This is a genomic window from Sphaerisporangium perillae (assembly GCF_023276435.1).
In the GTDB taxonomy this organism is placed as follows: domain Bacteria; phylum Actinomycetota; class Actinomycetes; order Streptosporangiales; family Streptosporangiaceae; genus Sphaerisporangium; species Sphaerisporangium perillae.
Window position 1 is genome coordinate 129,696 of the sequence record NZ_JALLPO010000018.1, and the last position, 21,110, is coordinate 150,805.

General features: G+C 70.4%; 19 protein-coding genes. 5 read left to right on the forward strand and 14 right to left on the reverse strand.

What is annotated here, in order from left to right; genetic code table 11:
• Positions 1–9 precede the first annotated feature (9 nt).
• Positions 10–1,179 carry an alpha/beta hydrolase family protein gene (locus MYF83_RS19180; RefSeq protein WP_248961837.1) on the forward strand — a complete coding sequence of 390 codons (1,170 nt, stop codon included), beginning with the start codon at positions 10–12 and terminating at the stop codon, positions 1,177–1,179.
• Positions 1,180–1,340: 161 nt separating this feature from the next.
• Here the strand turns inward: MYF83_RS19180 and MYF83_RS19185 are convergent, their stop codons facing one another.
• Positions 1,341–2,504 carry an acyl-CoA dehydrogenase family protein gene (locus MYF83_RS19185; protein ID WP_248961838.1) on the reverse strand — a complete coding sequence of 388 codons (1,164 nt, stop codon included), beginning with the start codon at positions 2,502–2,504 and terminating at the stop codon, positions 1,341–1,343.
• A 175-nt stretch (positions 2,505–2,679) separates the two neighbouring features.
• Here MYF83_RS19185 and MYF83_RS19190 point away from each other — a divergent pair, with 175 nt between their 5' ends.
• The gene (locus MYF83_RS19190; protein WP_248961839.1) at positions 2,680–3,999 is read left to right on the forward strand and encodes a UDP-glucose dehydrogenase family protein; all 1,320 of its coding nucleotides are present in this window, start codon (positions 2,680–2,682) and stop codon (positions 3,997–3,999) included.
• Positions 4,000–4,073: 74 nt separating this feature from the next.
• Here the strand turns inward: MYF83_RS19190 and purE are convergent, their stop codons facing one another.
• The 3 genes from purE to MYF83_RS19205 form a co-directional block, all read right to left on the reverse strand.
• Positions 4,074–4,595 carry a 5-(carboxyamino)imidazole ribonucleotide mutase gene (gene purE, locus MYF83_RS19195; RefSeq protein ID WP_248961840.1) on the reverse strand — a complete coding sequence of 174 codons (522 nt, stop codon included), beginning with the start codon at positions 4,593–4,595 and terminating at the stop codon, positions 4,074–4,076.
• Complete coding sequence (locus MYF83_RS19200) at positions 4,595–5,764, reverse strand: 5-(carboxyamino)imidazole ribonucleotide synthase (protein ID WP_308201471.1); 1,170 nt, start codon at positions 5,762–5,764, stop codon at positions 4,595–4,597. The genes purE and MYF83_RS19200 overlap by 1 nt, the downstream gene beginning before the upstream one ends.
• An 89-nt stretch (positions 5,765–5,853) precedes the next feature.
• Entirely contained in the window at positions 5,854–6,804 is a 951-nt protein-coding gene (locus MYF83_RS19205; protein WP_248961841.1) for a DUF8094 domain-containing protein, read from the reverse strand.
• 190 nt (positions 6,805–6,994) lie between these two features.
• On the opposite strand from MYF83_RS19205, the gene MYF83_RS19210 reads away from it, so the two are divergent.
• Positions 6,995–7,597: a GtrA family protein gene (locus MYF83_RS19210; RefSeq protein ID WP_248961842.1), complete on the forward strand. Its 603-nt coding sequence runs from the start codon at positions 6,995–6,997 to the stop codon at positions 7,595–7,597.
• A gap of 39 nt (positions 7,598–7,636) precedes the next feature.
• Here MYF83_RS19210 and MYF83_RS19215 read toward each other — a convergent pair whose 3' ends face one another.
• The 9 genes from MYF83_RS19215 to MYF83_RS19255 form a co-directional block, all read right to left on the reverse strand.
• Positions 7,637–8,908, reverse strand: a complete 1,272-nt coding sequence (locus tag MYF83_RS19215) for a sensor histidine kinase (RefSeq protein WP_248961843.1) — start codon at positions 8,906–8,908, stop codon at positions 7,637–7,639.
• An 11-nt stretch (positions 8,909–8,919) separates the two neighbouring features.
• Complete coding sequence (locus tag MYF83_RS19220) at positions 8,920–9,588, reverse strand: response regulator transcription factor (protein ID WP_030451323.1); 669 nt, start codon at positions 9,586–9,588, stop codon at positions 8,920–8,922.
• A 189-nt stretch (positions 9,589–9,777) separates the two neighbouring features.
• Positions 9,778–10,269 carry a bacterioferritin gene (gene bfr, locus MYF83_RS19225; protein ID WP_248961844.1) on the reverse strand — a complete coding sequence of 164 codons (492 nt, stop codon included), beginning with the start codon at positions 10,267–10,269 and terminating at the stop codon, positions 9,778–9,780.
• A gap of 16 nt (positions 10,270–10,285) precedes the next feature.
• On the reverse strand, positions 10,286–10,465 hold the full coding sequence (locus MYF83_RS19230) for a (2Fe-2S)-binding protein (protein WP_248961845.1): 180 nt from the start codon (positions 10,463–10,465) through the stop codon (positions 10,286–10,288).
• A 128-nt stretch (positions 10,466–10,593) separates the two neighbouring features.
• The gene (locus tag MYF83_RS19235; RefSeq protein ID WP_248961846.1) at positions 10,594–11,217 is read right to left on the reverse strand and encodes an MBL fold metallo-hydrolase; all 624 of its coding nucleotides are present in this window, start codon (positions 11,215–11,217) and stop codon (positions 10,594–10,596) included.
• A 49-nt stretch (positions 11,218–11,266) separates the two neighbouring features.
• Positions 11,267–12,352 (reverse strand): S-(hydroxymethyl)mycothiol dehydrogenase, encoded by a 1,086-nt coding sequence (locus MYF83_RS19240; RefSeq protein WP_248961847.1) that lies wholly within the window; start codon positions 12,350–12,352, stop codon positions 11,267–11,269.
• Positions 12,353–12,438: 86 nt separating this feature from the next.
• On the reverse strand, positions 12,439–13,431 hold the full coding sequence (locus MYF83_RS19245) for an adenylate/guanylate cyclase domain-containing protein (RefSeq protein ID WP_248961848.1): 993 nt from the start codon (positions 13,429–13,431) through the stop codon (positions 12,439–12,441).
• Between the two features lie 29 nt (positions 13,432–13,460).
• A complete protein-coding gene (locus MYF83_RS19250; RefSeq protein ID WP_248961849.1) occupies positions 13,461–13,973 on the reverse strand; it encodes a PH domain-containing protein in 513 nt (170 codons plus the stop codon).
• Between the two features lie 89 nt (positions 13,974–14,062).
• The gene (locus MYF83_RS19255) at positions 14,063–14,887 is read right to left on the reverse strand and encodes a biotin--[acetyl-CoA-carboxylase] ligase (protein ID WP_248961850.1); all 825 of its coding nucleotides are present in this window, start codon (positions 14,885–14,887) and stop codon (positions 14,063–14,065) included.
• A gap of 222 nt (positions 14,888–15,109) precedes the next feature.
• On the opposite strand from MYF83_RS19255, the gene MYF83_RS19260 reads away from it, so the two are divergent.
• Together MYF83_RS19260 and MYF83_RS19265 are read left to right on the forward strand one after the other, a co-directional pair.
• Entirely contained in the window at positions 15,110–17,323 is a 2,214-nt protein-coding gene (locus tag MYF83_RS19260) for an FdhF/YdeP family oxidoreductase (protein WP_248961851.1), read from the forward strand.
• The gene (locus tag MYF83_RS19265; protein WP_248961852.1) at positions 17,320–18,297 is read left to right on the forward strand and encodes a formate dehydrogenase accessory sulfurtransferase FdhD; all 978 of its coding nucleotides are present in this window, start codon (positions 17,320–17,322) and stop codon (positions 18,295–18,297) included. Before MYF83_RS19260 ends, MYF83_RS19265 begins: the two co-directional genes overlap by 4 nt.
• An 18-nt stretch (positions 18,298–18,315) precedes the next feature.
• On the opposite strand, the gene MYF83_RS19270 is transcribed toward MYF83_RS19265, so the two are convergent.
• Positions 18,316–21,009, reverse strand: coding sequence for a phosphoenolpyruvate carboxylase (locus MYF83_RS19270; RefSeq protein ID WP_248961853.1), 2,694 nt, complete (start codon positions 21,007–21,009; stop codon positions 18,316–18,318).
• Positions 21,010–21,110 lie beyond the last annotated feature (101 nt).

The following is a 21,110-nucleotide window of genomic DNA, read 5'->3' on the forward strand; positions in this document are numbered from 1 at the left end:
GACCTTTCGATGAGACACCTCCTGGCAGTCGCCGCGGGACTGGCCGTCCTGGCCGCGTCCGCCTGCTCCGCACCCACACCGCCCCGCTCCGCCGTCCCCTCGGCCACGCCCACCGGCCCCGCCACCCTGCCCGCGCCCACCGGCGACCATCCGGTCGGCGCCACCGCCCTGTATCTGAAGGACACCTCTCGCCCCGACCCGTGGGTGCCCGAAGCGAAGGCCAGGGAACTCATGGTCACCCTGTGGTACCCGACACAGACGCGTGAGGGGCAGCGTGCCCAATACATGACGTCGAAGGAGTCGGAACTCACCCTGAAGGGCAAGAGGGTGACCGGCGTGCCGTATGACGTGCTGAACAAGACGCGCACCAACGCCTTCACCGACGCGAAACCAGCAGGGCGCAAGGGCAGCCTGCCCCTGGTGGTGCTCTCTCCCGGGTTCACCACGCCCCGGAGCACGCTCACGGCCCTGGCCGAGGAACTGGCCAGCAGAGGGTACGTGGTGGCCGGCATCGACCATACGTATGAGAACTACGCGACGACCTTCCCCGGCGGGCGGGTCGCCGAATGCGTCGCGTGCGACAGCGACTCGGACTCCGGCTTCGGCACAAAGGTGGTCGGGGTCCGGGCGGCCGATGTCTCCTTCGTGCTCGACCAGCTGACCGGGTCGAGCGCGAAGTGGGAGGGCTCCTCCCTGATCGACCCATCCAAGATCGCGATGGCCGGCCAGTCGATCGGAGGAGCCGCCACCCTGGCGGCCATGCTGAAGGACTCCCGGGTACGCGCCGGGATCAACATGGACGGCACCACCTACGCCCGGATCCCGAAGAGCGGGCTGTCGCGGCCGTTTCTGTTCATGGGCGCGGCAGGCCACCCGCCCGGAGGCAGCGACAATTCGTGGGACCGCGACTGGAAACTCATGACCGGGTGGAAGCGCTGGCTCGTACTGCCCGGCGCGGATCATCAGTCCTTCACTGATCTGCCGCTCCTGTCGGGTGCTCTCGGCCTCGACTTACGGGTCGATCTGTCCGCGGCCCGGTCCGTAGAGATCACCCGCACGTACGTCCGAGCCTTCTTCGACCTGCACCTGCATACCGGGCGCCAACCCCTGCTGGACGAACCGTCGCCACGCTACCCCGAGGTCAAGCTCTGCACCCCGGCCGGAAAGACCTGCGAGTAAGGCTCGCTCGCGCTCGTAAGGCGATAGACGACCGCCTGTTCCGTCCACGCGCGGCGTCCCACGGAACAGGGACGGAACAAGCGCTCCCCTAAGATCTTCCATTAACACCGCGAACCCGGTCCGAAAGCTTCGTCCGGACCGGGTTCGTGCTGTTCGGTGGCCTACTTCAGGAGCTGGCGGGCCATGACCATGCGCTGGATCTGGTTGGTGCCCTCGTAGATTTGGGTGATCTTGGCGTCGCGCATCATGCGCTCGACCGGGTAGTCGCGGGTGTAGCCGTAGCCGCCGAGGAGCTGGACGGCGTCGGTGGTGATGTCCATGGCGGCGTCGGAGGCGGCGCACTTGGCGGCGCTGGAGAAGAAGGTCAGGTCGGCGACCCGCTCGCCGTGCATGGCGAGCTCGGACTTGGCGGCCGCGGCGTAGGTGAGCTGCCGGGCGGCCTCCAGCTTCATCGCCATGTCGGCGATCATGAACTGGAGCCCCTGGAACTCGGCGATGGGCTTGCCGAACTGCTTGCGCTCCTTGACGTAGCCGATGGCGTAGTCGAGCGCGCCCTGCGCGATGCCGAGCGCCTGCGCGGCGATGGTGATGCGGGTGTGGTCGAGCGTGGCGAGGGCGGTCTTGAAGCCGGTGCCCTCCTCGCCGATCATGCGGTCCGCGGGGATGCGGACGTTCTCGAAGATCACCTGGCGGGTGGGCGAGCCCTTGATGCCGAGCTTCCTCTCCTTGGCGCCGAAGGAGACCCCCTCGTCGGCCTTCTCGACGACGAACGCGGAGATGCCGCGGGCTCCGGCCTCCGGGTCGGTCACCGCCATGACCGTGTAGAACTCGGAGACGCCGGCGTTGGTGATCCACATCTTGGTGCCGTTGAGCACGTAGTGGTCGCCGTCCTTGACGGCCCGGGTCTTCATCGCCGCCGCGTCGGAGCCGGCTTCGGGCTCGGACAGGGCGTAGGAGAACATGCCCTCCCCGCGCGCGACGGGCGCCAGGTAGCGCTGCTTGAGCTCCTCGGAGGCGGACAGCAGCAGCGGCACGGTGCCGAGCTTGTTGACGGCGGGGATCAGGGAGGAGGAGGCGCAGGCCCGCGCGACCTCCTCGATGACGATCACGGCCGCGAGCGCGTCCGCGCCGGCCCCGCCATACTGCTCGGGGATGTGCACGGCGTGCAGTTCGGAGGCCACGAGGGCCTTGTAGGCGTCCCACGGGAACTCGCCGGTCTCATCGACGGTGGCGGCGTGCGGGGCGATCTTCTCGTCGGCAAGGGCCCTGACCGTCTCGCGCAGCATCAGGTGCTCTTCGGCGGGCGCGTAGAGAGGGAAGCTCATGGACAAATACTAGGACGTCCAACAATACGGTCGGCGACGCAGGGGTATAGGAAGGACACCGCTCCGGCGAAATGTCCGCTTTGTACTGTTGCTGGAGACGGGGGGACCGGTAACATGCCTCGGCAACGTAACAGTAAAGATTGGGTCGACAGTCGTATATGGAAGGAGCACGCTCGTGTCCTATCGCCTGACGGTCCTGGGGACCGGATACTTGGGTGCCACGCACGCGGCGTGCATGGCCGCACTGGGCTTCGAGGTGATCGGCCTTGATGTCGACCCGGTGAAGGTGGCGCGACTGCAAGCGGGAGAGCTTCCCATCCACGAGCCTGGCCTGGAGGAGCTGCTCCAGCAGGGGCTCGCGTCCGGCCGGCTCCGCTTCACCACCTCCTACCAGGAGGCCGCCGAGTTCGGCGACGTGCACTTCATCTGCGTGGGCACGCCCCAGAAGAAGGGCGAGTACGCGGCGGACATCTCCTACCTCGACGCGGTGGTCGAGTCCCTCGCCCCGCACCTCACCCGTGAGTGCCTGGTCATCGGCAAGTCCACCGTGCCGGTCGGCACCGCGCAACGGCTCGCCGACAAGCTCGCGCGCCTGTCGCCGGCCGGAGACCTGGTGGAGCTCGCCTGGAACCCCGAGTTCCTGCGTGAGGGCTTCGCCGTGCGCGACACCATGCACCCCGACCGCATCGTCCTCGGCGTCGTCTCCGAGAAGCCGGAGAAGGTGATGCGCGAGGTGTACGAGTCGATGCTGGCGGAGGGCACGCCTCTGATCATCACCGACTATCCGACCGCGGAGCTGGTCAAGGTCGCGGCCAACGCCTTCCTCGCCACCAAGATCTCGTTCATCAACGCGATGGCCGAGGTATGCGAGGCGGCGCACGCCGACGTCAAGGACCTCTCGCTGGCGTTGTCGTTCGACGAGCGCATCGGCGGCCGGTTTCTCAACCCCGGCCTCGGCTTCGGCGGAGGCTGCCTGCCCAAGGACATCAGGGCGTTCATGGCCCGCGCGGGCGAGCTGGGCGCCGACCAGGCGCTCACGTTCCTGCGCGAGGTGGACGCCATCAACATGCGCCGCCGGGCCCGCATGGTCGACCTGGCCCGCGAGCTGGCGGGCGGCTCGTTCCGCGGCTGCACGGTCGGGGTGCTCGGGGCGGCGTTCAAGCCGAACTCCGACGACATCCGCGACTCGCCGGCGCTGGACGTGGCCGTGAACATCCGCGAGCAGGGCGGGAAGGTCACGGTGTACGACCCGGTGGCGCTGGACAACGCGCGCATGGCCCACCCGGCGCTCGGATACGGCCGATCGGCGCTGGAGGCGGCCAAGGGAGCGCACGTCGTGCTGCTGCTGACCGAGTGGCAGGAGTTCATCGACCTCGACCCGGAGAAGCTGGGCGAGGTCGTGGCCGCCCGCAAGATCGTGGACGGCCGCAACGCCCTGGACGCCGAGACCTGGCGCGCCGCCGGCTGGCATTACCGCGCCCTGGGCCGCCCCTGACGGCACGGCGGGCCCGCAGCCCCTGGGCCACTACGCGAAACCCCCCTTGGCCGGCGTCGGAGCGCCTTGGGGGGCTACAGGCCGCCGGACCCCAGGGTCTCGGCCTCGGCGCGGAGCCGTTCTCCCTTGGCGTGCGCCTGGTCCCGGAGGGACGACTGGAACTCGGTCATCTTCCCCCGCAGCCCCTCGTCCGACGCGGCGAGTACGCGCACGGCGAGCAGCCCGGCGTTGCGGGCGCCACCGATCGCGACCGTGGCCACCGGCACCCCGGCGGGCATCTGCACGATGGACAGCAAGGAGTCCATGCCGTCGAGGTACTTCAGCGGCACCGGCACGCCGATGACCGGCAGCGGCGTCACGGCCGCGAGCATGCCGGGCAGGTGGGCGGCTCCTCCCGCCCCTGCGATGATCACTTTCAGCCCTCGCTCCGCCGCCCGCTCCCCGTAGGAGATCATCTCCTGGGGCATGCGGTGGGCGGAGACCACGTCCGCCTCGAACGGGACGCCGAACTCGCCGAGCGCCTCGGCGGCGAGCCGCATCACCGGCCAGTCGGAGTCGCTGCCCATCACGATGCCGACCACGGCAGCGCCGGCCATCAGACGTACTCCCCCGTGGCCAGGTGGACGGCGGCATGCCGGGCGCGGGCGCGCACCTCGTCCAGGTCGGTGCCGAACGCGGTGACGTGCCCGATCTTGCGGCCGGGCCGCACCTCCTTACCGTAGAAGTGGACCTTCACCCCCGGGTCGTGCGCCATCACGTGCTCGTACCGTGCGAAGACGTCGGGGTCGGCGCCGCCGAGCACGTTGACCATCACCACGACGGGCGCCACCGGAGTGGGCGAGCCGAGGGGAAGGTCGAGCACGGCCCGGAGGTGCTGCTCGAACTGCGACGTGCGGGCGCCCTCGATGGTCCAGTGGCCGCTGTTGTGCGGGCGCATCGCCAGCTCGTTCACCATGACCTTCCCCCCGGGAAGCTGGAACATCTCCACGGCGAGCAGGCCGGTCACGCCCAGCTCGTTGGCGATCTTGAGCGCGATGTGCTGGGCCTGGGCGGCCTCCTCGGGGTCCAGCCCGGGCGCCGGCGCGATCACCTCGACGCAGACGCCGTCCTGCTGGACGGTCTCCACGACGGGGTAGCTGACGCCCTGCCCGTGCGGCGACCGCGCCACCAGCACGGCCAGCTCACGCTCGAAGGGCACGAACGCCTCGGCCATCACCTCGGTGCCGCCGGCGAGAACCTCCGCGACCTCCTCCACCGAGGAGCAGACCCACACGCCGCGGCCGTCATAGCCGCCGCGCACGGCCTTGAGCACCACGGGCCACCCGTGCTCCTTGCCGAAGCCCTCCAGGTCGTCCGCGGATGAGACGCGCGCCCAGGCGGGGCAGGGGGCGCCGATCGCGGTGAGACGCTCGCGCATCGCGGCCTTGTCCTGGGCGTACACCAGCGCCTCGGCTCCCGGGCGCACGGCGAGCCCGCCGGCGGCGAGCGCCTGGACATGGCCGGTCGGCACGTGCTCGTGGTCGAAGGTGATCGCGTCGCAGCCCTCGGCGAACTCGCGCAGCACGTCGAGGTCGCGGTAGTCGCCGAGCCGCGTGTCGGCGATCACCCGCGCGGCGCTCTCGTCGAAGGAGTTCGCGAGGACGCGCAGCTCGACGCCGAGCGCGATGGCGGCCTGCTGGGTCATCCGGGCAAGCTGGCCCGCGCCCACCATGCCGACGACGGGCCCGATGGGAGGTGTTCCCCTCCTGGTCACAACACTGGTCACAAGCCCAAACCCTACCTATGGCGGCCAGGTGACCGTGATGTCCCCCGGTCCGGGCCGCGGCGGCGGACGGTGGCGCCGGCCGTGCCCGGTCAGGGGGTGATGTCGGCGAGGCCCCTGGACATGGCCACGGTGGTCAGCTTCCCGTCGGGGGCGACCTTGGTGGCCAGCAGGACCACCTCGGTGACGTGGATGGTGGCGGGGCTCGCCTTGCCGGTGAAGACCCGTACGGCGTCGGCGCCGAACAGCGGGTGGGCGAGCTTGCGGGAGTGCGCCTTCTGGGTGTACATGATCTTGATCGCGTGGAAGACGAGCGCGCCACCGCCGCCCACCCCAAGGGCCCTGGTCTCCCCCGGGATCAGCTGGAAGTCGTAGCTGAGCCGGTCGGGACGCACGGTGGAGGGCTTCTTCACCAGCTCGGAGAGCAGGTTCCGCATCGGGTCGCCCGAGGCGAACCGCACCCCGCTGAGCCCGGCGCGATCGGAGAGGAAGGCCAGATGCTTCTGCGGGACGAGCCTGGCGCGCAGCCCGTCCTCGGGGTCGTCGGTGGGGACGGCGCGGGTCGTCTCGTCGGCGTTGAGGACCGGCGCGTCCCCGACGAGCTGGATGGGGCCGTTCGCCAGCCGCCAGCGGTCGTCCTCGTAGGCGAAGACGAAGTAGGACGGCTGGGGCTTGCGCGCCAGCGCGACGAACCACGGGTGTTCCTCGGGGCGGTCGGGCAGGAAGTATTCGACATCGCCGTAGTCGACGCGCGCGGGAACTGGACGGCCGTTCCGGGTCGCCTCGCAGGCACGGCCGCCCAGTTCGCTCGCGGCGGAGGTGGTCAGGAACAGGATCTTGTCGCAGTCGCGCTTCTTCCAGGCGTCGGCCAGTTCCTCGAGCACGCCGAAAGCGGTGGTCGCCTCGCCTTGTCCCAAGGTACGGGCGGCGGGTGCGGTGTCGGTCGTGGGGCCCGCCGCCGTGGCCGGACTGCCGCCGCTCTCCGCGCCACAGCCGGTCAGCAGAGCGACACCGATTCCCAGAGCGACCAGTCGGCGCAGCACGCTAGGAGCCACCTCTCCATGGCACACCTTTGCGATCTGCGGCGCAGCCTAGCGCACCTTCTCCGTTACTAGCAGTGAAAATCCGGATATTTCAGCAAATGGGTTTTATGGGGACCTGTTGCGACAAGACGCGAGGCCACCCCCCGCACCGGTAACCTGATGGGGCTCCGGAACCGCAGGAAGGACCGTTGTGCAGTTCATCCGTCGTCTGTATGACCAGTTCTCCGCGCTTCTCCGAGAGCTCGCCAAGTTCGGGACGGTCGGCGCCGCCGCCTTCGTCGTCGACTTCGGCGGGACCAACCTCATGCGGTACGGAGCGCACCTCGGGCCGCTGACCTCCAAGGTCATCGCCACGGTGGTCGCCGCCACCCTCGCCTACCTGGCCAACCGCTTCTGGACCTGGCGGCACCGCGAGCAGACCGGCCTCGCCCGCGAGTATTTCCTGTTCTTCGTGCTCAACGGCATCGGCCTGCTGATCTCGCTGCTCATCATCGGCTTCGTCGAATACACGCTCGAAATGCGCGACCCGCTGAGCTACAACACCTCGCTCATCATCGGCACCGCCCTCGGCACGCTGTTCCGATTCTGGTCGTACAAGAAATGGGTGTTCCTGCCGCCGGAGCTGCCCGCGGTCGACCCGCACACCGGGCTTCCCGAAGCCGGTCCCGCGACCGGCGGGAGCGCGCCCCACGGCGGCACGCACGGCATGCCCCACCCGCAGCTGCCGCCGGACACCCCCGGCGCGCAGGCCAGCGCCGCCGACCGGGCACCGGGCGTCACTCCGGCCCGCTGACCGCACACCCCGCCCGCGACCTCACACGGGCGCGCGACCTCAAGCGGGTCCGCTGACCACGCGGTGGCGGGCGGTCTCGGCGGCCGGTCGCAGGAAGAGCGCGAACACGGCAGGGCGCGGCCGCACGAGCTCCAGGCGGCCACCGTCGGAGGCGGTGAGCGCGCGGGCCAGCGTCAGCCCGAGCCCCGTCCCCCCGGCGCCGCTCACATTACGGTCGAACACGCGGGCGCGCAGATGCTCCGGGATGCCGGGCCCCTGATCGGCCACCTCGATCACGATGGACTTGTCCGAGCTGCCCGTCGTGATCGTCACCGGGCCGTCCCCGTGCTCCAGCGAGTTCTCCAGCAGCGTCGACACGACCTGGCTCAGGCCGCCCTTGCTGACCATGGCGCGCAGGTCGCGGTCGCCGGCCAGGTGGAGCGTCCGCCTGGCCCGGCGGAAGGCCGGCTCCCACTCGGTGACCTGCTGGCGTAGCACCTCGTCGACGGAGATGGCCTCCGCCTGCGAATGGCGCTGCCGTCTGGCGGCGGCGAGCAGCTCGTCGATGACGGCGGTGAGCCGCTCGGCCTGGACGATCGCGGCCTCTCCCTCCTCGCGCACGATGGCGGGCTGGTCGGCGGCGGCCACGATCTCCTCCAGCCGCATGGTGAGCCCGGTGAGGGGCGTGCGGAGCTGGTGGGAGGCGTCGGTGGCGAACTCCCGCTCCCGGCTCAGCAAATCGGCGATGCGCGTCGCGCTGCGGTCGAGCACCTCGGCCACCCGGTCGAGCTCGGGTATGCCGTAGCGATGCCTGCTCGGCCGGGCGTCACCTGATCCCAGCCGCTCCGCGATCCTCGCGAGGTCCAGGAGCGGCAGGGTGAGCCGGCGTGACTGCACGACGGCTAGCGACACGGCGACCGCCAGCGCCAGCCCGGCGAGAGCCACGATGAGCATGAGCCATCCCCGGACGTTGCGCTCGACCTGGGCTCGGTCGCGCGTTATCCGGACATAGACCCCACTTTCCGAGTGGGTCTCCTCCGTCATCTGCCGGTCGGGCGGCGGCTCCGTGCCGACGATGACCGTCGGGCTGTTGCGGATGAAGATCTGGACATACCTGCTGGGGTACTGCCGCTGCAATTCGTCGGGATCGATGGGTCGATCCTCGATGCGGGCATACTCGACCTGACTGAGCAGCAGCGTGGCCTGAGCCCGGAGCTGCTGGACCGCCTCGTCATTGATGAGGCGGGTGACCACCAGACCGAGCGGAACCCCCAGAAGCAAGACCGCGATGGCCGCGACCACCAGGGTCGAGGAGAGCAACCTACGGCGCATCTAGCTATGGGCTATTCGCGCTCGAATCGGAAGCCGACCCCACGGACCGTGGTGATGTAGCGCGGCTTTGCGGCGTCGTCCCCCAGCTTGCGTCGCAGCCACGAGATGTGCATGTCGAGAGTCTTGGTCGAACCCCACCAGTTGGTGTCCCACACCTCCCGCATGATCTGCTCGCGCGTGACGACCTTGCCGGCGTCGCGGACGAGCACGCGAAGTAGGTCGAACTCCTTGGTGGTGAGATGCAGCTCCTTGTCCCCCATCCAGGCACGGCGCGAGTCCGCGTCGATGCGCACGCCCTGGACCACTGGGGTCTCGGACGTGCCGCGACGCAGAAGCGCGCGTACCCGGGCGAGTAGTTCCGCGAGGCGGAACGGCTTGGTCACGTAGTCATCGGCACCGGCGTCGAGCCCGACCACGGTGTCGACCTCGTCGACACGTGCGGTCAGGATGAGCACGGGCGTGCCGTGCCCTTCGGCGCGGATGCGGCGGGCGACCTCCAGGCCGTCCATTTCAGGCAGGCCCAGGTCGAGCACGATGAGGTCGACGCCCCCGGACAGAGCCCTTTCCAGGGCCTGCGGGCCATCAGGGCTCACCTCCACCTGATAGCCCTCTCGGCGCAGTGCGCGCGCCAGGGGCTCGGAGATCGAGGTGTCATCCTCGGCGAGAAGTACGCAGGTCATAAAGCGATCGTAGGACCTTAGGCGATCGTTTCCCGGGTACAGCGCGCGGTTTGACTCGTCGTTGACCCACCAATTGACCTGGGCAAAGACTCAGAAACTCGGGCGAGCCCACCCGCATTGCCTCCTACCCCAAGCGCCCCATCCCTACCCGCGCCATCTTCTCGGGATGACGCGGAGCGGAGCGCCGGGCTACGACTCGGCGTCGGACCCGGAGGTGTCCACGAAGCGCTGGAGGTAGAGCGCCTCCCCGAGGGCCTCGAGCAGCTGCAGCTCGGTCTCGAGGTAGTCGATGTGGTGTTCCTCGTCTTCGAGGATGTTCTCGAAGATGCGGGCGGAGGTGACGTCGCCCCGCTCGCGCATGAGCTGGATGCCGGGACGCAGGCGCCGCACGACCTCGATCTCCAGCTGAAGGTCGGACTCCAGCTGCTCCTTCACGGTCTGCCCGATGTGCAGCGTGCCGAGCTTCTGGTAGTTCGGAAGACCCTCGAGGAACAGGATGCGGTCGGTGAGCACCTCGGCGTGTCGCATCTCGTCGATCGACTCGGCTCTGGTGGTGGCCGCGAGCTTGCCGTACCCCCAGTGCTCCTGCATCTTGGCGTGCAGGAAGTACTGGTTGATCGCGGTGAGCTCCGACGTCAACTGCTCATTGAGCAGAGCGATGATCTCTCTGTCCCCCTGCATGGGCAGCCCCCTTGATCTATGCGGTCACGACGAGTTCGTCTGATCTCTTCAGGATCGCACAGATCTTCCGGACGCATGTCGCGCAGTCCCGGCCGGCGCCCGTGGCATCACGGATCTGGCGCGCGCTCGTGGCGCCGGCGGCGATGCAGTCGTGTACCTCGCTCTCGGTCACGGCCTGGCAGACGCATACGTACATGGCAGGAGAGGCCTTTCACGGGGGAAGCAAGGTAAGGCATACCTAAGATAGCCCACCAAGGTGAGGCGTGCCTATGTGAGCTAGGCAACACCCGTGGAATGTTTCCCTTGCCATGCCGCTGACCTGCGTCAATGCCCTCGGGTGATCCACTCCTGCAGGTCCGGCGCCTCGGCGCCGATGCTCGTCGAATCGCCGTGGCCGGTGTGCACGACCGTTCCGGACGGCAGGACCAGCAGCCGGTCCCTGATGGAGTCGATGATCGTGTCGAACGACGAGTACGAGCGCCCGGTGGCCCCCGGCCCGCCCGAGAACAGCGTGTCCCCCGTGAACACGACCCCGAGCTCCGGCGCGTACAGGCTGACGGCTCCCGGAGCGTGGCCGGGCGTGTGCAGCACGTGCAGCGTCCCGCCCGCCACCTTGATCACGTCGCCGTCGTGGAGCGGCTCGTACCGCCGCTCCGTGCCGTACACCATCTCCCACAGCGCGTCGTCGGCCGGATGCAGCAGGATCGGGGCGCCGGTCGCGTCGGCCAGCGCCCCCGCCGCGTTGATGTGGTCGTTGTGCGCGTGGGTGCAGACGATCGCCTTCAGCCGCCGGTCGCCGACCGCCTGCCGGATGGCCTCCGCGTCATGCGCGGCGTCGATCACGACCACCTCGTGGTCGTCCCCCACCAGCCACACGTTGTTGTCGACGTTCCAGGTGCCGCCGTCCAGCGTGAACGTCCCCGATGTGACGATCTTCCCGATGGTCATCGCGCTCCATCCCCCCGCATGGTCTCCCCCGTCGAGTGCCGCGTCCAGGTCACAGGACCACCACCGACCGCAGCACCTCGCCACGGTGCATCTTGGCGAAGGCCTCCTCGACCTGGTCCAGCTCGATCGTCTCGGAGACGAACCCGTCGAGGTTCAGCCGGCCCTGGAGGTAGAGGTCGATCAGCATGGGGAAGTCGCGGCTCGGCAGGCAGTCGCCGTACCAGGAGGACTTCAGCGCCCCGCCGCGGCCGAAGACGTCCAGCAGCGGCAGCTCGAGCGTCATGTCCGGTGTCGGCACGCCCACCAGCACGACCGTGCCCGCCAGGTCGCGCGCGTAGAAGGCCTGCTTGTAGGTCTCCGGCCGGCCGACGGCCTCGATCACGACGTCGGCTCCGTGGCCGCCGGTGAGCTCGCGGATCGCCTCCACGGGGTCGGCGGTCCTGGAGTTCACGATGTGCGTCGCGCCGAACTGGCCGGCCAGGTCGAGCTTGCGGTCGTCCACGTCCACCGCGATGATCTTCGAGGCGCCCGCGAGGGAGGACCCCAGGATCGCGGCGTTGCCGACCCCGCCGCACCCGATGACGGCGACGGAGTCACCTCGGGAGACTCCGCCGGTGTTGATCGCGGCTCCGAGACCGGCCATCACCCCGCAGCCGAGCAGACCGGCCACGGCGGGACGGGCGTCGGGGTCCACCTTGGTGCACTGCCCGGCGGCCACCAGCGTCTTCTCGGCGAACGCCCCGATGCCCAGGGCGGGGGAGAGCGGCGTGCCGTCGGCGAGGGTCATCTTCTGCGTGGCGTTGTGCGTGGCGAAGCAGTACCACGGGCGGCCCCGCAGGCAGGCCCGGCAGTTGCCGCAGACGGCACGCCAGTTGAGGATCACGTAGTCACCTGGGGCGACGCCCGTGACGCCGGGGCCCACCGCCTCGACGACGCCGGCGGCCTCGTGGCCCAGCAGGAAGGGGAACTCGTCGTTGATCCCGCCCTCGCGGTAGTGCAGGTCGGTGTGGCAGACCCCGCAGGCCTGCACGTTGACGACGGCCTCGCCCGGCCCGGGGTCGGGAACGATGACGGTCTGCACCGTCACGGCCTCGCCCTTGCCTCCCGCGATCACACCCTGGACTTCGTACGGCATGGTGCGTCCCTCCCTTTATGGACCTGCATCAACGTATATATCGACACGTTGATGGCGTTGACAATGATGACGCTTCCTCCCCGCCGTCAGGAACGGCGGAGCAGATGAGGCTGGATGAGGCCGAGCCCGCGGGCCGGTCTCCGGCGGATGCGCTGGATCACCAGGCCAGGGCTCCCCTCCACCGCCTCCGCGACGCCGGGGTCCACGAGCACCGTGCAGGGCCGGGCGATCGCGGTGAGCCGGGCGGCGAGGTTCACCGTCGTACCGAAGACGTCGCCCATGGTCGGCAGCACCGGACCGTACGACAGCCCCACGCGCACCTCCCTGCCCTCCTCGCGGAGCACGTCCACCAGGTCGAGCGCGATGCGCGCCGCCTGCTCGGCCGTGGGAGCGGTGAACAGCACCTCGTCCCCGAGGGTCTTGACCAGGCGGGCGCCGTGGCCGGCGATGACGTCGGAGGCCTTGGACTCGAAGGTCTCGACCAGCTCGGCGAGGCCCTGCTCGTCCAGCTCGCGCGACACCTGGGTGAAGGACACCAGGTCGGCGAACCCGACGGCCAGGGTCAGGCGCCCCGGCACCGTCTCGGCGTTCAGGTCGGCCATCGCGAGCAGGCGGGTGCCGGCCGCGGCGAGCTGGGCACGCCAGACATGGACCAGCAGGGCCTCGAAGTCGGGCAGGAGCCGCCGGGTCGTCTCCATGACGCCCGCCATCTCCTCGTCGCCCGGCGGCTCGTCCCGATCGAGCATCGCGCCGATGATGATCTCGGACTGCCACTGCGCGAGCCTGGCCGTGGTCTGGCCGAGCGCGCGGGCCATCCGTACGACCGTCTCCTCGTCGATCAGCTCGCCATCCAGCAGGCCGGCCACGCGGCGCAGCGCCCGAACGTCGGCGTCGGTGAAGGCTCGCGTGTCGTCGGCGGGCGTGGCGAACCCCAGGGCCCGCCAGATGCGCTGGGACAGCTGCGGGGAGACCCCGGCCAGCCTCGCCACATCCCCCCGGGTGTGGCGAGGCGCCGAGCCGACGAACAGCCGCTCGATCTGCTCGGCCGTGGGACGGCCCACGGTCTCGCTCTCACGCACCTTCAGGAGGTTACGCCACCTTCGGGGCATCACCGGCCGTCGATGTCCCCGTCGGCCGCGTCCTCCACCAGCCGGAACAGCTCCGACCGGACCGTCTGGATCTTGGGGATGTCCCTCAGGTTGATCTCGCCCTTGTCCGAGGCCGACTCGACCACGAGCGTCCCGCAGCCCAGCATCCGCTCGACGAAGGTCTGGTCGGAGCTCACGCTGTTGACCTTGGCCAGCGGGATGTCGTCGTCGGACTTGCTCAGGATGCCGGTGCTGATGTTGAACCGGTGGGTCGTCAGCGTGTACGAGGTGGTCTTCCACCGCAGGTACGGGATGAACGACCAGAGTGCCAGCGCGACCACCGAGACGACCGCCACCGCTATCCACGCGATCTGGGCGTACTCGTAGTCCGTGGGGATGAGGATGAACGCCGCGCTCGACGCGGCGATGACAAGGAGCAGCGCGATGAAAGGCAGGACAAGGCGCTTCCAGTGCGGATGGAACGAGTGCACGACCCGCTCCCCCACCGTCAGATGATGTTCAGGGAGACCCATGGGGCAAATCGTGGCACGCCGATCTCCCCCACGTCTGCCCTGTCAGGTCACGAGATGACCTGCACAAGGTCGCCGGTGCACCAGGCCGGCTAGCCGACGGCCGGACGCACGTGGACGACGTCCCCCACGCTCAAGGAATGGTCGACGCCGCCGGAGCGGACCAGCAGGTGGCCCGAGCCGTCCACGCCCGTGGCGACCCCTTCGAGCACGCGCTCACCGGGGAGCTCGACCCGGACCTCGTTGCCGATGGTGGCGCTCATCGCCCTGTACGCCGCCCGCAGCCCGCAGGCGTCGGCGTCCCCTTCGGCCGCCACCCAGTCGCGGTAGTGCGTCTCGATCTCCCGGAGCACGGCCCGCATCAGCGGATCGCGGTCGGTGCACTCGGCGTCCTCGATGGCGAGGGAGGTGGCGGTGCCGACCGGCAGTTCCTCGGGGCGCACCGACACGTTGAGCCCCATGCCGACGATGACGGCGCCCTCCACGCGCTCGGCCAGGACGCCGGCGAGCTTGCGCTCCCCGACGAGCAGATCGTTCGGCCACTTCAGCCGGACGTCCACGCCCGCGACGCGCCGCACGGCCGACGCGGCGGCCAGCGCCACCAGCAGCGTCACCCAGCCCTGCCTGGCCGGGGGGACGGCGGGCCGCAGCAGCAGGGAGAAGGTCAGGCCGGACCGCGAAGGCGCCGTCCACACGCGTCCGAGACGCCCGCGCCCCGCGAGCTGCAGCTCGGCGATGAGCACGGCGCCCTCATGCGCGCCTTCGCGCGCGGCCTGCGCCAGATCGGCGTTCGTGGACCCGGTGCGGTCGACGACCGACAGCCGGGACCACAGTACGCCCGGGCGGACGACGGCCTTGGTCAGCGCCGCCTGCGACAGAGGCGGCCGGTCGAGATCGTTGTACGGCGAGTCAAGCACCGGTCCATCCTCCTCCCTCGCGCGGGGTGGCGCGGCCCGGTTAGCGGGATGAGCAGCCAACACTCGGTAACACGGCCATCATTTCGGCTTGGAACGACGGCCCGCCGGGCCCGCGCCACCTGCCCGGCGCGTCCTCCGGTTAGTCAAATCGGGGTGAAGGGTGATGCTATGAGTAAGCCGCGCGAATGACCGGCAGCGGGACAAGGAACAGGTGAACGTCCGGTGAGCAAGCGTCTGGACCCTCGGAACTGGGCGAGCTGGAAGCCCTTCGGCATCGGCGAGCGCAAGCCCAACAACTACTTGGAGCTGTGGAAGGCGTTCCGGTCGGTCAAGGGGAACCGGCGCTACGCCTGGCGCATCCTGACCCAGGGCACCTGTGACGGCTGTGCCCTCGGCACCCAGGGCATGCGCGACTGGACGATGGACGAGATCCATCTGTGCAACATCCGGCTGCGCCTGCTCAAGCTGAACACGATGCCGGCGCTGGACCCCTCGGCGTTGTCCGACGTGTCGGGCCTGGCGGGGATGAGGAGCGCGGAGCTGCGCGACCTCGGCCGCCTGCCCTACCCCATGCTGCGGCGCCGGGGAGAGCCGGGCTTCACCCGCGTCGGCTGGGACGAGGCGCTCGACCTGGCCGCCTCCCACCTGGACGGCACGCGGTTCGGCGCCTACCTCACCAGCCGGGGCGTCCCGAACGAGAACTACTTCGCGGCGCAGAAGGCCGTGCGGGCGCTCGGCACCAACTCGATCGACAACGCGGCCCGCATCTGCCACTCGCCCTCGACGGTCGCGCTGAAACAGACCATCGGCGCCGCCGCGACCACCTGCTCCTACACCGACTGGATCGGCTCGGACCTGATCGTCTTCATCGGCTCCAACCCGTCCAACAACCAGCCGGTCGCCATGAAGTACCTGTACCACGCCAAGAAGGCGGGCACCCAGGTCGCGATGGTCAACTCCTACCGCGAGCCCGGCATGCAGAACTACTGGGTGCCCTCCAACGCCGAGTCGGCGCTGTTCGGCACGAAGATCACCGATCACTTCTTCGGGGTGAACGTCGGCGGCGACATCGGCTTCCTCAACGGCGTCCTCAAGCATCTCGTCGAGAACGACTGGCTGGACAAGACGTTCATCGACCAGCACACCGCGGACTTCGAGGACGCGCGGCGGGCCGTGGCCGAGCAGTCGTGGGAGTCGCTGGAGGCGCTCAGCGGCGCAACGCGGGAGCAGATGTACGAGCTGGCCAAGCTGCTCGGCGAGGCGAAGTCGGCGGTGCTCGTCTGGTCGATGGGCATCACCCAGCACTCCTACGGCGAGGAGAACGTCCGCTCGATCGTGAACCTCGCTCTGGCCAGGGGCTTCGTCGGACGGGACCACTGCGGGCTCATGCCGATCCGCGGGCACAGCGGGGTGCAGGGCGGCGCCGAGATGGGCGCCTACGCCACCGGCCTGCCCGGCGGCCTGCCGGTCACCCCGGAGAACGCCGCGCGGTTCGGCGAGAAGTGGGGCTTCGAGGTGCCGGCCACGCCCGGGCTCACCGCGACCGACATGATCGACGCGGCGCACGCGGGCGAGCTGGACGTCCTGATCTCCTCGGGCGGCAACTTCCTTGAGGTGCTCCCCGATCCGGCCTACTGCCGCGAGGCGCTGTCCCGGCTCTCGCTGCGGGTCCACATCGACATCGTGCCCTCCAGCCAGATGCTCGTCGAGTCCGAGGGCGACGTCCTGCTGCTCCCGGCGCAGACCCGGTATGAGATGGAGGGCGGCGTGACCGAGACCTCGACCGAGCGCCGCGTCATCTTCTCCCCCGAGGTCGAGGGGCCGCGGGTCGGCGAGGCGTGGCCGGAGTGGAAGATCTTCACCGAGCTCGCCGCACGCGCGCGGCCCGAGCTCGCCGGTAAGATCCGCTATCCGGGCGGCACGCCGCAGATCCGGCGGGAGATCGAGGACGCCGTGCCGTTCTACAGCGGGATCGCCGGGCTGGCGAGGTTCGGCGACAACGTGCAGTACGGCGGGCGGCATCTGTGCCCCGGCGGGCGGTTCCCCACCGCCGACGGCCTCGGCCGCTTCTCGCCCGTCGCGCTCCCCGAGCTGCGGCGTCCCGACGGATCGTTCATGGTCGCCACGCGGCGCGGCAAGCAGTTCAACAGCATGGTCCACGAGCGGCGCGACGGCTTCAACGGCGCCACCCGCGAGGCCGTGCTGATCAGCCCGTACGACGCCGACCGGCTCGGACTGCCCGACGGGGCCGAGATCGAGCTGAAGGGGGCGGCGGGCAGCTTCACCGGGCGCGTGCTGCGCGCGCCGCTCACCCCCGGCAACCTGCAGATCCACTGGCCGGAGGGCAACGTGCTCCTGGACGCCGCCCGCCGGTCCCCGGACGCCCGCATCCCGGACTACAACGCCGTCGTCACCCTGCGGAAGATCGCCCCATGACCACCGTCGGCCGGGACGACCGCGCCATGGACACCGCCGGGCGCGTGCGTCCGGGGCCGACGACGAGGGCGCGGGTGCGCGAGGTGTCCGGCGCCGCAGTACGCGACCGGCGGGACGACCTGGCGACCGAGGAGCCGCTGGAGATCCGCATCACGGCGGGCGGCGACACCCGGACCCTGGCGATCACCATGCGGACGCCGGGCGCCGACTTCGAGCTCGCGGCCGGGTTCCTGTCCGGCGAGGGCATCGTGAGCCCCGGCGACATCGCCTCGATCGCGTACTGCACCGACGAGGACCTGCCGCCCGAGGCCCGCTACAACACGGTCACCGTGCGCCTGCACGGCCGGATCCTGCCCGACCTGCCCACCATGCACCGACATTTCCTGACATCGAGCGCCTGCGGCGTCTGCGGCACCGCCAGCCTCGACACCCTCCGGGCCCGCCACGCCTCGCTGGGCGCCTCCGGTCCGGCTCACTTGGGTTCCCCGGACTCCGCAGGCCGCGCCGGAACGGACCCGGCGACGGCCTCGCCGCCCCCGGGTCTCCCGCCGGTGCCCGCCGAGGTCCTGTACGAGCTGCCGCAGCGGCTCCGGCAGGCCCAGGGGATCTTCGGCAAGACCGGCGGCCTGCACGCCGCCGGCCTGTTCACCGCCGACGGATCGCTGATCGCCCTCCGCGAGGATGTCGGACGGCACAACGCCGTGGACAAGCTGGTCGGCTGGGCCCTGATGTCCGGACGGCTGCCACTCGGCGCGAACCTCCTGCTCGTCAGCGGCAGGACCAGCTACGAGATCATGCAGAAGGCCATGGCCGCGGGCCTGCCCATGGTCTGCGGCGTGTCCGCGCCCTCCTCGCTGGCCGTGGACCTGGCCAGAGAGTTCGGCATGACCCTCGTCGGCTTCCTCCGAGCCGAACGCTTCAACATCTACTCCGCCCCGGAGCGCGTCACCCTTCCGGCCGCGCCGGAAGGGTGACCGCACCGCTCCGCGGGATCAGCCGGTGTTCTGGAGGCCTGCGGCCACGCCGTTGACGCTGAGGAGGAGGAGGGTCTCCAGGCGTTCGCGCTCGTCGTCCGAGAGGGCGTCTTCGGCGCGGAGGGCCGACAGGGCACGTAGCTGCAGGTGGGACAGGGCGTCGACGTAAGGATCGCGGAGCTGGACCGCGCGGGACAGGACGCGCCTGCTCTCCAGGAGCCGGCTGTGCCCGGTCACGGCGAGCACCAGCTTGCGGGTCAGGTCGTACTCGCCGAGCACCTGGTCGGTGAAGTCCTGCCGCCCGCCGAGCGTCAGATAGCGGGCCGCGATCTGCCGGTCGGTCTTCGCCAGGGACATCTCGGCGTTGTCCAGGAGCGAGGCGAACAGCGGCCACTCGCGGTAGGCCCGGCGCAGCTCCTCGATGCCAGGCCCGGGCTCGTCCCCCGTCGTGTCGTCGTCGCGGGTGGCGGCGAGCAGGCCGCTGCCGAGGCCGTACCAGCCGGGCAGGTTGACGCGGGTCTGCGCCCAGGCGAACACCCAGGGGATCGCGCGCAGGTCGTCCAGCGACCTGGGGGCCCCGAGGCCGCGCCGGGCCGGGCGGGAGCCGAGGCGCAGCGAGCCGATCTCCTCCAACGGGCTGACCAGGCCGAACCACTCGGGGAACCCGGGCGCCTCGGCCAGCGAACGGTACGCGCGCTCGGAGGCGGCGGCGACCCGCTCGGCCAGAAGGCGGTAGCGGGCGGCGGCGTCGGCGGTGCGGGCCTCGACCGAAGGGGTGGAGGCGAGCAGCACGGCGTTGGTCACCTGCTCGATGTGCCGCAGGGCGATCGCCGGGTGGCCGTACCTGGCGAAGATCACCTCACCCTGCTCGGTGACCTTGAACCGGCCGGCGACCGAGCCGGGGGCCTGGGCGAGGACCGCCCGGTTGGCGGGGCCGCCGCCACGTCCGAGGGCGCCGCCCCGGCCGTGGAACAGCGTCAGCCGGACGTCGTTGGCCAGCGCCCACCTGGCCAGCTCAGCCTGCGCGTCGTACAGCTTGAGCGTGGCGGCGGCCGGGCCGAGCTCCTTGGCCGAGTCGGAGTACCCGAGCATGACCTCAAGGCGGCGCCCGTTGGCGTCGAGGCGCTTCTGGACGGCGGGCAGGCGCAGCATCCCGGAGAGCACGTCGGCCGAGTTGGCGAGGTCCTCGCCGGACTCGAAGAGCGGCACGACGTCGAGCACGGGCGCGCGGTCGCCCAGCGCGTGCTCGGCCAGCTCGTAGACGGCGGCGATGTCGTCCGCCGAGCGGGTGAAGGACACGACGTACCGCGAGCAGGCCTCGACCCCGAACCGCTCCTGGATCCAGGCGATCATCCGGATGGTGGCCAGCACCTCCTCGGTGCGCTCCGACGGCGTGCCGGCCTTGATCTCCTCCAGAGCCTGGGCGTGCACCTGGGAGTGCTGGCGGACCTCCAACTCGGCGAGGTGGAACCCGAAGGTCTCGACCTGCCAGATGAGGTGCTGGATCTCGCCGTACGCCTGGCGCGTCGCCCCGGTCGACAGCAGGGAGGCCTGGCAGATGCGCAGGTCTCTGAGCAGCTCGTCGGGCGAGCGGTAGGCCAGGTCGAGGTCGCGGCGGCGGGTGGCGGCGATCCGGGCGGCCACGAACAGCAGCCACTGGCGGTGCGGTTCCCTCGGCGAGCGCTTGGCGAGATCGGCGACCAGCTCGGGGTGGTCGTCGGTCGCGGCGGCGAGCGCGTCGCGCAGCTCCTTGCCGGGCGGGCTGTACTGGGCGGAGACGGTGAGGGTGCGGCCGATGCGGGTCGCGGCGTTCTCCAGCGCGGTCAGCACGTGCTCGGCCTGGATGAGCACGGCCTCCCGGGTCACCCGGGCGGTCACGTTGGGGTTGCCGTCGCGGTCGCCGCCGATCCAGCTCCCGTAGCGGATGAAGGCCTTCGCCAGCGGCTCGCGCCTGCCGGTGCCCTCGGCGAGCGCGGCGTCCAGGGAGCGGTAGATGCGCGGGACGGTGCGGAACAGGGTCTCGTCGAACGCCGACATCGCCGTGCGGACCTCGTCGAGCGGGTCGAGCTTGGTGTGCCGGAGCTGGGCGGTGCGCCACAGCAGGTCGATCTCCTCGAGGATGCGGCGGTGCGCCTCCTCCCGCTCGTTGGCGCCCCGGTCGGGCGCGTTGTACTCGGCGAGCTGGACGCTGACGCGCTGGATCGCGGTGACGATCGCGCGCCGACGGGCCTCGGTGGGATGCGCGGTCAGGACCGGCCGGAACTCCAGCCCGGCGATCAGCCGCGCGAGCTCGTCGCCGCCGAGGTCGTTCTTGAGCTCGCGCACGGCCTGCGCGAGCGACTCCGGGAGCTCGCCCTCACCGGTGTCCCTGGATCTCAGGATGCGGATCCTGTAGTGCTCCTCCGCCAGGTTGACCAAGTGGAAGTAGCACGTGAACGCCCGGGCGATCTGCACGCTCCTGTCGATGGGCCACTGCGCGACCATCGCGGCCACCTCGTCGACGGACATCTCACGCCGGCGGGCGGCGATCACCGCTTTGCGCAGCCGTTCGACGTCGGCCAGGAGGTCGGGCCCGCCGTCCTCGGCGATGACCCGGCCCAGCAGCTCACCCAGCATGCGCACGTCGGCGCGCAGTTCGTCGGGCATCTCGGAGACGGCGCTGTGCCGTTCGACAGGAGAACGTCCTGCCTGCTGTGATGCGATGGCGGCCATACCACGAAGCGTATCCAGTCCGTCCCGGCGACCGAGTACCGGTCTCATCCATTGGACTAGACCATTGGCGGCGAGCCGGTGAACCGTCGCGGACGCCGGGG

Excerpts from the sequence above, each read along its gene's own strand:
- bfr (WP_248961844.1), bottom strand. The coding sequence starts at position 10,269 with ATGCAGGGGGACAGAGAGATCATCGCTCTGCTCAATGAGCAGTTGACG.
- MYF83_RS19235 (WP_248961846.1), bottom strand. The coding sequence starts at position 11,217 with ATGACCATCGGGAAGATCGTCACATCGGGGACGTTCACGCTGGACGGC.
- purE (WP_248961840.1), bottom strand. The coding sequence starts at position 4,595 with ATGGCCGGCGCTGCCGTGGTCGGCATCGTGATGGGCAGCGACTCCGAC.
- MYF83_RS19180 (WP_248961837.1), top strand. The coding sequence starts at position 10 with ATGAGACACCTCCTGGCAGTCGCCGCGGGACTGGCCGTCCTGGCCGCG.
- MYF83_RS19230 (WP_248961845.1), bottom strand. The coding sequence starts at position 10,465 with ATGTACGTATGCGTCTGCCAGGCCGTGACCGAGAGCGAGGTACACGAC.
- MYF83_RS19265 (WP_248961852.1), top strand. The coding sequence starts at position 17,320 with ATGACCACCGTCGGCCGGGACGACCGCGCCATGGACACCGCCGGGCGC.
- MYF83_RS19215 (WP_248961843.1), bottom strand. The coding sequence starts at position 8,908 with ATGCGCCGTAGGTTGCTCTCCTCGACCCTGGTGGTCGCGGCCATCGCG.
- MYF83_RS19220 (WP_030451323.1), bottom strand. The coding sequence starts at position 9,588 with ATGACCTGCGTACTTCTCGCCGAGGATGACACCTCGATCTCCGAGCCC.
- MYF83_RS19250 (WP_248961849.1), bottom strand. The coding sequence starts at position 13,973 with ATGGGTCTCCCTGAACATCATCTGACGGTGGGGGAGCGGGTCGTGCAC.
- MYF83_RS19240 (WP_248961847.1), bottom strand. The coding sequence starts at position 12,352 with ATGCCGTACGAAGTCCAGGGTGTGATCGCGGGAGGCAAGGGCGAGGCC.
- MYF83_RS19270 (WP_248961853.1), bottom strand. The coding sequence starts at position 21,009 with ATGGCCGCCATCGCATCACAGCAGGCAGGACGTTCTCCTGTCGAACGG.
- MYF83_RS19185 (WP_248961838.1), bottom strand. The coding sequence starts at position 2,504 with ATGAGCTTCCCTCTCTACGCGCCCGCCGAAGAGCACCTGATGCTGCGC.